Origin of the sequence: Sinomonas sp. ASV486, assembly GCF_030908215.1 — a bacterium.
Taxonomy (GTDB): Bacteria; Actinomycetota; Actinomycetes; order Actinomycetales; family Micrococcaceae; genus Sinomonas; species Sinomonas puerhi.
Window position 1 is genome coordinate 158,428 of record NZ_JAVFJK010000008.1, and the last position, 12,507, is coordinate 170,934.

The following is a 12,507-nucleotide window of genomic DNA, read 5'->3' on the forward strand; positions in this document are numbered from 1 at the left end:
CGGGCCCTCGGCTGCGATCAGAGCGCGCGGGCGCGCGTCACTTCGCCTGGATGTTGTAGTACAGGATGGCCCCGTTCCAGCCGGACTCGGCCTTGACCACGTGGTTGCTCCACACGAGCGGCCTCGTGTAGTCCCACAGGGGGACGCCCGGCAGGTCCTTGAACAGGATCTCCTGGGCCTTGTTGAACTTGTCGCTGGCCTCCTGCGTGGTCTTGGCCGCGAGGCCCTCCTTGAGGAGCTTGTCGAAGTCGGGGTTCGAGTACTTCTCGTAGTTCGAGGACGCTCCCGTGGCCCAGACCGGTCCGAGGAAGTTGTAGAGCGACGGGTAGTCGCCCTGCCAGCCAGCGCGCGTCAGGCCCGGGAGGCTCTGCGACTTGCGGAGGTTGAGCACCTCGGCGAACTTCGCGAACGGCTGGATCTCGGCCTGGATGCCGAGGTTGTTCTTGAAGTTGTTGGCGACCGCCTCGATCCACTCCTTGTTCCCGCCATCGGTGTTCGACGCGATCTGGAGCGGCTTCGAACCGTCGTACGGCTTGATCTTCTCGGCCTGGGCCCAGAGGTCCTTGGCCTTCGCGGGATCGTACTTGAGCACCTCGTTGCCCGGAATGTCGGCCTTGTAACCCTCGATGACCGGCGGCGCGTATCCCGTCGCCGGCGTGCGGGTACCGTTGAAGACGACCTTCGCGATCTCCTCGCGGTTGATCGCGTAGGAGAGTGCCTGGCGACGCAGCTTGCCCGCGTCACCCTGGAAGTTCGGGTTGTAGCCCGGGATGTTCAGCGTCGAGTCCGTCGCGATCGGCTTGGTCGAGTTCCGGTCAGGGAAGTCGCTCGTGTACGTCTTGAGCGCGTTCGAGGGCAGCACGTCGGTGACGTCCAGGTTGTCCGCCTGGAGATCGGTGTAGGCCGGGCCCGGATCCGTGTAGAACTTGAAGGTCACGCCGCCGTTCTTGGCTTCGCGGGGTCCCTTGTAGTCGGGGTTCTTCACGAGCGAGATCGACTGGTCGTGAACCCAGGAGCCCGTGTCCTTGGCCATCTTGTACGGGCCGTTCCCCACGGGGTTCTCGCCGAACTTCTTCGGGTCCTTGAGCGCCTCGGAGGGAAGCGGATAGAAGGCCGAGTAGCCGAGGCGCAGAGACCAGTCCGACTCGGGCTGGGCGAGCTTGACGGTGATCGTCGAATCGTCCTTGGCGCTCAGGCCGGACATGGTCTGGGCCGTCGGCGCCGGAGTGGTCTTGGTCTTGCCATCGGCACCCGTCTCCTTCTTGACGGCGCTGACGGCGTCATAGCCCTCGAGGGACTCGAAGAAGAACCCGTTGTTCTGGAGGTTTGTGCTCAGCGCCGCAAAGTTCCAGGAGTCAACGAACGTCTTGGCGGTGATGGCCTCGCCGTTGGTGAACTTGGACCCCTGCTTGACCTTGATCGTCCAGGTCTGGGAATCCGTCGTGTCGATGCTCTCGGCGAGGTCGTTGACCGGCTTGCCGTTGGGATCGTAGGCCCTCAGTCCGGCGAACAGCTGGTCCACGACGCGGCCGCCATAGACCTCGTTCGTGTTGGCAGGCAGGAGAGGATTCTGCGGCTCGTTGCTGTACGCCGTGATGACCTTGTTCGGATCGCCGGTGGCCTGGGTTCCCCCTCCGGTGCCGGATCCGCCGCCGCAGGCGCTGAGCGCGAGCGCGACAGAAGCGGCGACCCCAAGGGTCCTGGACATGCGTGAAAGACGCATTTCCTTGCTCCTTCGTTGAATGGTGCATGGGTCCCCGCCTAGCGCAAGAACCTGTGTTGCCAAGCACTCGTCCCTGTGACTTGGCTTATAGAGATCCAGCCTAGCCCGAATCTGAAAATACGAAAGAACCGTTTGCGAAATCGTGATCATGCCTCGGCGGCCTTCGGGCAGCACGACGAGAGGGCCCTCGTCCAGGGTCCTCTCGTGTTCGCGGTGCGTTGCCCGCTCAGCCGGACGGGCGGCGTCGTGCGGGGAAGGCTCCGGCCGCTCGCCTCACTCGATCCCGCTAGCGAGGAGCAGCTCGCGCAGCTCGCGGCGCTCGCGCTGCTTCTCGGGGTCCGGGAGCGGCACAGCAGCGAGGAGGCGCTGGGTATAGGCCTCCTGTGGGTTGCGGAGGATCTGGTCACGCGAGCCCTGCTCGACGATCCGGCCGCGCTGCATGACGCAGATGTGGTCGGCGAGGACGTCGATGACGGCGAGATCGTGCGTGACGAACAGGCACGCGAAACCGAGCTCCTTCTGCAGCCCCTGGAAGAGCTCGAGGACCTTCGCCTGGACGGAGACGTCGAGCGCCGAGGTAGGCTCGTCGGCGACCATGAGCTTTGGCTTGAGCGAAAGCGCACGGGCGATGCCGACGCGCTGCTTCTGCCCGCCGGAGAGCTCGTGTGGGTACCGGTTCCGATAGGACCGCGGAAGCTCAACCTGGTCCAGAAGCGTCTCAACGCGCTTCTGGAGCTCCGCGCCCTTCGCGACTCCCGCGAGCAGCATGGGCTCACCGATGGACTCGCCGATGGGCAGGCGCGGGTTCAGCGAGGACGAGGGGTCCTGGAACACCATTCCCACCGACCTGCGGATGTCATGGAGCTCCTTGGAGTTCTTCTTCAGCCCCGAGATCTCCTTGCCGCCCACCTTGAGCGAGCCCTCCGCAACCGGCAGGAGGCCGACGGCGGCGCGGCCGATCGTCGTCTTGCCCGAACCCGACTCGCCGACGAGCCCCACGACCTGGCCCGGGTACACGACGAGGTCGGCGCCCTCGACCGCACGGAAGGCCGGAACGCGCCCCTGCTTGGGGTACTCGATCGCGACGTCGGCGAGCTGCAGGATGGGGGCGCCGCGGCGCTCCTCGGCGGCTGTGGCCGCAGCAAGCGCCGCGCGGTTCTCCCTCTCGCGCTGGGCGAGTTCGGCGGGGTCGACTGCCTCGAGCTCCGCACCCGTAGCCGCAGCGAGGGCGGCCGTGATGTCAACGTCGTCCTCCGTCCCCTCGCCGCCCTGCCCCAGGTGGGGAACAGCTGCGAGGAGCGCCTGCGTGTACTCGTGCTGGGGGTTGTGGAAGATCTCCCCGGCCGTGCCGGCCTCGACGATCAGGCCACGCCGCATGACGGCGATCCGGTCGGCGAGGTCGGCGACCACCCCCATGTCGTGGGTGATGAGGATGACCGCCGAGTTGAGCTTGTCCTTGAGATGGCGCATGAGGTCGAGGATCTCGGCCTGCACGGTCACATCGAGCGCCGTGGTCGGCTCGTCGGCGATGAGCAGCTTCGGGTCGCACGAGAGCGACTGTGCGATCATGGCGCGCTGGCGCTGGCCGCCCGAGAGCTGGTGCGGATAGGACTTGAACGCCTTCTCGGGGTCTGGCAGCTCGACGAGCTCGAGCATCTTGATCGCTCGGGCCTTCGCCTCGTCCGGGGAGACCGGGTTGTGGAGGCGGATCGTCTCGACGATCTGATTGCCGATCGTGTACACCGGGTTGAGCGCCGTCATGGGCTCCTGGAAGATGACAGCCACGTCGTTGCCGCGCACGGAACGCCCCGCGGACGCCCTGTCCTTGCCCAAGAGCTCCCGGCCCATGAGCTTGACACTGCCCGAGACCTGGCTGTTGGACGGCAGGAGCCCGAGCAGGGCCATGGAACTAGCGGACTTGCCCGAGCCGGACTCGCCCACGATCGCGAGCACCTCTCCGGCACGCACCTCGTAGTTGAGACCGATGGCCGCAGGGACCCATTCCTTCTCAACGCCGAAATCGACGCTGAGGTCCTTCACCTCCAGGACCATCTGGCCCTTGACCAGGTCCTCGCCGACCCCGTTGGCGCGGTTCTTCGCGTCGCGGCTCCGTCCGTCCCGTCGGGGCCGGCCCGCTGTGCCGAGGTTCTCAGCCATCGTTGTGCTTCCTTCCCTGCGCCGCCGGACCCAAGAGCTTCGGCCCGGGCGACGGAATCCTGAATTCGATGCGACGTCCTGCATCATGGGGGGCATGAGCGCGATGCAGCATGCCGGTCCCACCGACGTCTTCAAGGCCCGCAGCAACAGGCTGCTGGCCGTGGCCCTGTGGGCCCTCGCCGCGCTCGGCGCGGTGCTCACCGTCGCGCAGTCCGGGCTGCCGGGCGTGCGCTACCTCGCTCCCCTGGCCCTCATGGCCTGGGCCGGCTGGGCGCTCTTCTGGCGCCCCGCCGTGGTGGTGAGCGATTCTGGCGTCGAGCTCGTCAATCCGGTGCGCAGCGTCGGGGTGCCGTGGGAGGCCCTCGCGTATGTCGACACGAAGTTCGCCCTCACGCTCGGGACCGGGGCCGGCCGGTTCACGGCGTGGGCCGCGCCGGGCCCCGGGGCGCTCGGCGCCCGCCGGGCGCGCCCAGAGCATCTGACGGGGCTCCCCGATTCGAGCTTCGGCCCCGAGCACACCGTGCGGCCGGGCGATCTCGGCAACACGGTGTCCGGCCAGGCGGCGATCCTCGTCCGACGCCGCTGGGCCGGGCAGGTGGACCGCGGTGCCGTGGCCGGGGGCCAGGTCGAGGAGACGCCCGTGGCCCGCTCGGTGGCGTGGGGTGTGCTCGCGCTGGGCCTCGTCCTCGTGGTCGGCACGGTCATCACGTTCGCCGCGTGAGCCGGGGCCAGCCCCGCGGCCCGCAGCGCGCGGTCCCGCGATCGGCGTCGCGCGCACGTCAGTCATTCCTGCCGGTCGTGTCGTCGCCAGCGTGGGGAGCCCCGCCGAAGGCCTCGCTGTCCGGGACGTAGCCGGACACCGGGCTCACGCCACCGCCGACCTCAAGAGCGGGCGCAGCGGCGCCTCCGGCCACCGCGGCCGACCCGTGGCCACTCCTTGTGCCCTTCTTTGCCTTCTTCGCGTTGAACTTCTTCTGGCGCGGATCGAACGCGTCGCGCAGGCCGTCGCCGATGAAGTTGATGCAGAGGCAGATGAGCACGATGAACAGGCCCGGCCACCAGAAGAGCCACGGACGCGTCGAGAAGGCCTCCTGGTTCTGGGAAATGAGCAGGCCGAGGGACGTGTCCGGGGCCTTGACGCCGACTCCGAGGTAGGAGAGCGCCGTCTCGAGCAGGATCGCAGAGGACATCAGCAGCGTCCCGTTGACGATCACAACGCCGACCGCATTGGGCAGGATGTGCTTGAAGATGATGCGGGCGTTGGAGGCCCCGGAGATCCGTGCTGCGTCGACGAACTCGCGCTCGCGCAGCGAGAGGAACTCGCCGCGGACAAGGCGCGCGAGGCCCACCCACGCGACCAGGCCGAGGAAGATGCCGAGCACGACCACGCCGTTCGAAGCCGCAAACTGGCCGAACCAGGATCCGGAGTCGCGCCGGCCGGCCGTCTGGGACATGACCGCCGCGAGAAGCAGTACCGGAATGATGATGATGATGTCTGTCAGGCGCATGAGCACCGCCTCGACCCACCCGCGGAAGTACCCCGCAAGGGCTCCGACGACGACGCCGATGAGCCCGGCGACGACGCCGATGATGATCATGATGATGATCGACTGCTGCGCGCCGCGCATGGTCATCGCGAACAGGTCGCGACCGATCCGGTCCTGGCCGAACGGGTGATCGCCGAAGCTGAACGGGAGGGTCCATGTCGGTACGCCCTCGTTGACGAGCGGGGTGACCTGATCGTGCTGGTACTGCCACCAGCCGGGGATCGGCCCCCAACCCTCGGACGAGAAGGCGAGGACGAAGATGACCGCGAAGACGATGAGACCGGCGAGGGCACCGGTGTGGCCGAAGAACCGCTTCCGGACGATCTGCCCGAGGCTCAGGCCCTTGGCTTCGAGGATCGGCTCGATGCCGGCGGCAGGCGCGGCGGCCGTCCCAGCGGAGGCCGAGACCTCCGTGGCTTCTTCCTGCTGTGACTGCTGGCTCATGTCACTTCACCCTTACGCGAGGATCGAGCGCGGAGTAGACGAGGTCCGCGATGAGGTTGAACGCGAGGGCCGTGATCGCGACGCATACGAACACGCCCATGACCGGGTTCGGATCCACGTGCGAGATGCCGTCGAGGAACATGAAACCCATCCCGCGGACGGAGAACACAGTCTCGGTGATCACCGCGCCGCCGATCAGCTGGCCGATGTCGAGGGCGACGACGGTCGCGATCGGGATGAGAGCGTTGCGGAAGGCGTGGCGCATGACGACGCTCCGCTCGCTCACGCCCTTGGCACGCGCCGTGCGGATGTAGTCCATGTTCATGACCTCGAGCATCGACGAGCGCGTGTAGCGCGTGTAGCTCGCGAGCGAGATGAGGATGAGGGCGGCCGTCGGCAGGATGAGGTGGGTGAAGGAGTCGATGCCTGAGATCCAGAAGTCTCCCTGCAGGTTGGGGGTTCCGGCACCGATGGTGGCGATCGGCCGGCCCCTGATGCTTCTGTTGTCGAAATACGCGGGCCACGACTGCATGAATCGGTCAAGGAGCACCATGAACGCAACCACGAATGCCGTAATGGCGCCGGCGCGCATGCTCTGGCTGCGGTCGTAGCCGCCCCAGAAGTAGCCCGCCGCGATGCCCACCCCGACGGCGACGACCGCGAGGATCAGGATCATGAGCGGCGTCGCGAGGTTCAGCAGCGGCTGGACGGGGAAGTAGACCACAGCCCCAACCAGGACGGCGGTAAGCGCGGCATACAGCGCGCGACGGTTCTGCAGGCCTGCGGTGAGGACCGTGACGGCGAAGGCGATTCCGACCCCCGCGATGACGACGACTCCCAGCCCGAGGCCAGGGAAGCGGAACCACTGCGTGAGGCTCGCCACGATGAGGACGAGCGTCACGAACGCGAAGGCGATGGCCCCCACGGTGGCCTTGCGGCGGACCGCACCACCGGTGACGACGGCCGCAAAGATCCCGATGACGAGGCCGATCCCGAGGGCGACCGGGAGCGGGATGTCCGGATGGGCCAGGAAGTTGTTGAACCCGATGGCCCCGTACTCCTTGAGGAGGACGGCGATCCAGAATATCGGGAGCGAGAAGAACAGGAACGCGAGGAACGTGACGCCGTAGTCGAGCGCGCTGTACTGGCGCAGGGCCGTCACGATGCCGAGGGCCACGCCAATGAGGATCGCGAGGATGGTGGCACCCGTGACGAGGGTCAGAGTCTGCACAAGTGCCTGGCCAAGCGCCTGAGTGACCGGCTGGCCGACCAGGTTCTTTCCGAGGTCGCAGTTGCCGACGAGGCATCCGGCGGCTCCCCCGAGCCATTTGAAGTAGCGGATGGGAGCTGGGGTGTCCAGATCCAGGAGTTGGGAGCGCGCCTGCATGAGTTGGGCGGCATTCGGGAGATTGCTGGCGCGGAATTCCTCAAGCGGGTCCCCCGAGAGCGCCGTGAGGTTGTACACCAGGAACGACGCGCCGAGAAGGATCAATGCTGCGGTGATGAGGCGCCGGACGACGTAAGTCACCATGTTTCGTTGTACCTCTAATGTGGGCCGCCCCGAAAGGGTGCGGGGCGGCGCGGACGGGTGCCGGGGGCTTGCCACGCGGTCGGCGTGGGGCGCGACGGCGGGTGGCTGGATCCGCCGGGAGGGCGCTGCGAAGCGCCGGGACCCACGAGCTCGGTCCCGGCGCTTCAGCTAGCGCATCAGAACTCTGGAGGCTACTTCGTAGCCCACTCCCAGAAGTTCCACCAGACACCGCTGCTGTTCGGCATGTACTTCACACCGGTGACCTTGTCGCTGTACGCGTCCACGCCGACCGCCTGGAAGAGCGGGACACCGTACGAGGAAGCCCAGATCTTCTGGTCGATCTGCTTTTCCAGGTCGGTCTGCTTGCTCTGATCGGTCGTCTGAACGAGCTGCTCCATGAGCTTGTCAGCATCCGGGTCGGAGAACTTGTTGAAGTTCGAGCCGTTGCCGCTCTTGAAGATCTGCGGAACGCCAGAGACTCCCACGCCCGGGTTGATCCAGCCGAAGATCGTCGCGTCGTAGCCGCCCTTGCCGAGCGCCTTGCCCCAGTCCGACTTGCCGAGTCCGCCGTCGACGATCTTGAAGCCGGCCTTGGCCGCGCTCGCCGCGATGAGCGTGTAGGCGTCGACGCGGTTCGGGTTGTCCTTGTTGTACATGATCTTCACTTCCGGCGTCTTGCCGGCAAGGAGCTGCTTGGCCTTGTCGATGTTGACCGCGTCGTAGGCCGAGGAGCCGTTGTTCTTCACCGAGTCGGCGTAGGCCGCCTGCTGGGGGACGAAGATCTGCGAGTCGAGCGGCTTCGCGTTCGGGTCCATCTGCTTGATGATCTTGTCAAGGATGTCCTGGCGCGGGACCGTGAGCATGAAGGCCGTGCGCACGTCCTTGTCGGCAAACGGGCCCGTGTAGTTCAGGTCGATGTGATCGTACGAGAGCTGGTTGCCCTGATCGACCGTCACGCCCGGGATGCCCTTGAGCTGCTGGATCGTGTCAGACGATGCCTGCGGGGCAATGATGTCCGCCTCGCCGTTCTTGAGGGCCTGAATCTGGGCAGGGGCCGAGCCGATGTAGCGGATCGTGATCTGGTCCAGGTTCGGAGTCGGACCCCAGTTGTAGTCCTTGTTCCGCACGAGCGTCATGGACTGGTCCGGGACCATGTCCTTGACCACGTACGCGCCATTGGAGAGGAAGAGGCTCGTGTCCCCCGGCAGTGTCTTCGTGTCGAAGCCCGTGTTGTAGAAGTCAGCGGCCTTCTTCAGCGTGTCATTCGCGGGCTGCGGGCTGGCCGGGTCGCCCTTCTTCATGCCCTTCATCAGGTCGAAGAGCGCCTTGGCATCGGCGAGGCCCGCCTTCTTCGCCACGACGTGCGCCGGGATGTCGATCGTGTTGTTGCTGGCGCCGATCGCGAGCTCCCAGTCGGCGTACGGCTTCGTGTACGTCAGGGTGAACGTCTTGCCGTCCGAGGACACATCCGGGAAATTCGTGGCATTGAGGCCCGTGGGGTCCCCCGCCGTCGAGAAGTAGGCGGTGCCCTTCTTGCCATCGGGGCTCGCGTCGTCGAAGTAGCTCGAGCCAGCCGCCCAGTTGAGGGCGACGTCGTACGCCGTCACCGGGGTGCCGTCGGACCACTTGACGCCGTCGGCGATCGTGTACTTCACCGTGAGCGGGTTGTCCGAAGTCTTCTCGTAGTGGCCGAACTTCTCGTTGTGAATCACGTTCAGCTTGTTGTCCACATAGTAGAAGCCCATGTGGGTCGCCAAGCTGATCTTCGAGTTGATGTCCGTGTTGCCATCGGCAGTTTCCGGGTTGAACGTGTTGAACGCGTTCACCTCGACGACGGTGGCGCTGCCACCCTGCTTGGCGCTTGCCGACGAGGTGTTCGTGTTCGAACCGCCGCCTTGGGTCGCGCAGGCACTGAGCGCGATTGCTGCGACTGCAGCCACGCTCATCGCCTTGGAAATACGCCCGAAACGCATTCCGCCTCCTCTGGTGCATCTGTTGAAGTGCCCGGGAAGACCCCGGAGCCGACGGCCCGTCCCCCCTGGCGGTAGACGTGGCGCGTCTCACATGCTCGACACACTAGCCCGCCCGTCGGGCCACTGGCTACGAAAGTTCCGTTTCAGATCATCGTCGTTATAGAGATGCAACATATCTTTCAGGTTCTGGAGGTGAGGGTCTCGATTCGACGTATCTGATTGAACTTTCCCAATCACTCGCGCCTTGATTCCCGTGCGTTACTGCGGAGTAACGCACAGGTTTCAATCAGTGGAGTGTCAGCGCGGCCCAAGCGTCCAGTCACGGATTTCAGCCGAATCTTCGCCGAACTCCCGGGTGGCGGACCGCGCCTCGGCGAGCTCATCCATGTAGCGCTGGCGAAGGCCGGCATGGCGCAGTGCAAGACCCGGCACGCGGTCGAGCACGTCGATGGCCAGATGGAACCTGTCGATCCTGTTCAGCATGGCCATGTCGAACGGCGTCGTCGTGGTGCCCTCTTCGACGTAGCCCCGCACGTGGAGATTGCCGTGGTTGGTGCGACGGTACGTGAGGCGGTGGATGAGCCAGGGGTATCCGTGGTATGCGAACACGATCGGCTTGTCCTTCGTGAACAGCGCGTCGAATTCGCGGTCAGGCAGGCCGTGCGGGTGCTCGCGCTCGTCCTGGAGCCTCATGAGGTCCACAGCGTTGACCACGCGGACCTTCAGATCGGGCAGGTCGCGGCGCAGTATCTGAGCGGCTGCGATCGCCTCCCCCGTGGGCACGTCGCCAGCGCAGCCGAGCACGACGTCGGGCTCCTCGCCCGGCGCCTCGTTGCCCGCGAACTCGAGGATTCCGATCCCGCGGGCGCAGTGCAGCTCGGCCTCGGCAGGGCTGAACCACTGGAGCGAGAGCGCCTTCCCGGCAACCACCACGTTCACGTAGTCGCGGCTGCGGAGACAGTGGTCCATCGTGGACACGAGCGTGTTCGCATCCACGGGGAGGTAGACGCGCACGACCTCGGCCTTCTTGTTCACCACATGGTCGATGAAGCCAGGGTCCTGATGGGAGAACCCGTTATGGTCCTGCTGCCATACGTGGCTCGAGAGCAGGTAGGTCAGTGAGGCGACAGGCATGCGCCACGGCAGCTCGCGGTGGACCTTGAGCCATTTCGCGTGCTGGTTGAACATCGAGTCGACGATGTGCACAAATGCCTCGTAGGACGTGAAGACCCCGTGGCGGCCCGTCAGGAGGTAGCCCTCGAGCCAGCCCTGGCACAGGTGCTCGCTCAGCACCTCCATGACCCTGCCAGCGCGCGCGAGGTGCTCGTCGACGTCCTCGATGCGCTCCTGCCACACCTTGTCCGTGACCTCGTAGACGTCCTGGAGGCGGTTGGAAGCAGTTTCGTCGGGGCCGAAGAGCCGGAAGTTGTCCGGATTCGCGCGGATCACCTCGCGCATCCAGCCTCCGAGTTTGGTCATCGCCCCCGCACGCACGACGCCGGGCGCCTCCACCGGGATCATGTGCGCTTCGGTGGCAGGGAGCTTCAGGTCCCGCAGGATCCGGCCGCCGTTGGCGTAGGGCGTTGCGCTCATGCGTCGGTTTCCGCTCGGGGCGAGGCTGGCCAGCTCGGGCGAGCGGGCGCCGTCGTGCGTGAAGAGCTCCTCCGGGCGGTAGGAGCGCATCCACGCCTCGAGCTCGGCGAGGTGCTCCGGGTTCTCGTGGATCTCGTTGAGCGGTACCTGATGCGCGCGCCAGGTCCCCTCGACCGGCTTCCCGTCCACCACCGCAGGGCCGGTCCACCCCTTCGGGGACCGGAAGACGATCATCGGCCACGGCTCGGGCACCGAGTCGCGAGGCCGCTCCCCCGCGCTCTCCGCTTCCCGGGCCCGCGTCTGGATGGCGGCGATCGCATCGAGGCAGTCGTCCAGAGCCTCGGCGAAGTCGCGGTGCGCCTGGGGCTGGGCAGAAGGATCCGTGACCGTGACGAAGCGAGGGGCCCACCCGAGGCCCTCAAAGTACTTCCGGACCTGTTCCTCCGGGCGCCTGGCCAAGACGGTGGGATTGGCGATCTTGTAGCCGTTGAGGTGCAGGATCGGCAGGACGGCGCCGTCACGCGCCGCCTCGAGGAACGCCGTCGACTGCCAGCTCGTGGCGAGCGGCCCCGTCTCGGCCTCCCCGTCCCCCACGACGCACGCCACGACGAGGTCCGGGTTGTCGAAGGCCGCACCGAAGGCGTGCGCGAGCGAGTAGCCGAGCTCGCCCCCTTCGCTGATCGATCCAGGCGTCTCAGGGGCCGCGTGGCTCGGAATCCCTCCGGGGTAGGAGAACTGCCTGAAGAGCTCGCGGAGGGACGCCTCGTCGTCACCGAAACGGGTGTAGATCTCCGAGTAGGTGCCCTCGAGGTAGGCATTGGCGACGTTCGCGGGACCGCCGTGGCCCGGGCCCGTGACGAAGAGCATGGCCTGATCGCGATCGACGATGGCCCGATTGAGGTGGGCGTAGATGAAGTTCAGGCCAGTAGTGGTGCCCCAGTGGCCCAGTAGGCGCTTCTTGACGTGTTCCTTCGCGAGGGGCTCCTTCAGGAGCGGGTTATCGCGCAGGTAGATCTGGCCGACCGAGAGGTAGTTCGCGGCCCGCCACCAGCGGTGGAGGTCCTCGACCTGTCCACGGGTCAGGTGCGTCTTGCTTGCGGTGTCCGTCACTGGCGCGCCTTCCGCTCGACGGCCGCAGCCTTGCGGCCGGTTCGGAGTCAGCCTAACCGGGACGGTGTTCGAATTCTTGGGTCGTGTGATGAATATTCGCCAAACCCTGGGGCGGCCTTCACGCGTGGGGCGCTGGCGCACTGGCAGGCCACTGCTGGAGTGCATAGGCTCTGGCCATGGATCAAGATTCCCAACAGATGCTGTTCGTCGTGATGATTCGGAAACCGGGCGATGACTTCGCCCCTTTGGATCAAATCCTTCGCGCCAAGGACGTCGAGGAAGGCCGCACGATTGCCGCCGGCCGCGTGAGACGCCATCTGCTCACGCACCCCGACCTGACCCTCGACGGTGCAGAGCTCCGCGGCGCCACATCGGGCACCGTGTACGCGTCATGGGACCCCAGAGCAGACTCCCCGAGCTAGCCGGCCC

General features: G+C 66.3%; 8 protein-coding genes. 2 read left to right on the forward strand and 6 right to left on the reverse strand.

The genetic code is table 11. The annotated features are described in order from the left end of the window. Positions 1 to 37: 37 nt before the first annotated feature. Both RBS60_RS12985 and RBS60_RS12990 read right to left on the reverse strand, forming a co-directional pair. Entirely contained in the window at positions 38 to 1,723 is a 1,686-nt protein-coding gene (locus tag RBS60_RS12985) for an ABC transporter substrate-binding protein (protein ID WP_307957984.1), read from the reverse strand. A gap of 273 nt (positions 1,724 to 1,996) precedes the next feature. Then, the gene (locus tag RBS60_RS12990) at positions 1,997 to 3,775 is read right to left on the reverse strand and encodes an ABC transporter ATP-binding protein (protein WP_307958047.1); all 1,779 of its coding nucleotides are present in this window, start codon (positions 3,773 to 3,775) and stop codon (positions 1,997 to 1,999) included. Positions 3,776 to 3,974: 199 nt separating this feature from the next. Here RBS60_RS12990 and RBS60_RS12995 point away from each other — a divergent pair, with 199 nt between their 5' ends. After that, positions 3,975 to 4,601 (forward strand): PH domain-containing protein, encoded by a 627-nt coding sequence (locus RBS60_RS12995; protein ID WP_307957985.1) that lies wholly within the window; start codon positions 3,975 to 3,977, stop codon positions 4,599 to 4,601. A 58-nt stretch (positions 4,602 to 4,659) separates the two neighbouring features. On the opposite strand, the gene RBS60_RS13000 is transcribed toward RBS60_RS12995, so the two are convergent. The 4 genes from RBS60_RS13000 to RBS60_RS13015 form a co-directional block, all read right to left on the reverse strand. Then, the gene (locus tag RBS60_RS13000; protein WP_307957986.1) at positions 4,660 to 5,871 is read right to left on the reverse strand and encodes an ABC transporter permease; all 1,212 of its coding nucleotides are present in this window, start codon (positions 5,869 to 5,871) and stop codon (positions 4,660 to 4,662) included. A 1-nt stretch (position 5,872) separates the two neighbouring features. Beyond that, on the reverse strand, positions 5,873 to 7,402 hold the full coding sequence (locus tag RBS60_RS13005) for an ABC transporter permease (RefSeq protein ID WP_307957987.1): 1,530 nt from the start codon (positions 7,400 to 7,402) through the stop codon (positions 5,873 to 5,875). A gap of 191 nt (positions 7,403 to 7,593) precedes the next feature. Beyond that, on the reverse strand, positions 7,594 to 9,375 hold the full coding sequence (locus RBS60_RS13010; RefSeq protein ID WP_369044955.1) for an ABC transporter family substrate-binding protein: 1,782 nt from the start codon (positions 9,373 to 9,375) through the stop codon (positions 7,594 to 7,596). A 297-nt stretch (positions 9,376 to 9,672) separates the two neighbouring features. Then, positions 9,673 to 12,078, reverse strand: coding sequence for a phosphoketolase family protein (locus tag RBS60_RS13015; RefSeq protein ID WP_307957988.1), 2,406 nt, complete (start codon positions 12,076 to 12,078; stop codon positions 9,673 to 9,675). Positions 12,079 to 12,254: 176 nt separating this feature from the next. Here RBS60_RS13015 and RBS60_RS13020 point away from each other — a divergent pair, with 176 nt between their 5' ends. Then, a complete protein-coding gene (locus RBS60_RS13020; RefSeq protein WP_307957989.1) occupies positions 12,255 to 12,500 on the forward strand; it encodes a hypothetical protein in 246 nt (81 codons plus the stop codon). The last annotated feature ends 7 nt before the right edge of the window (positions 12,501 to 12,507 follow it).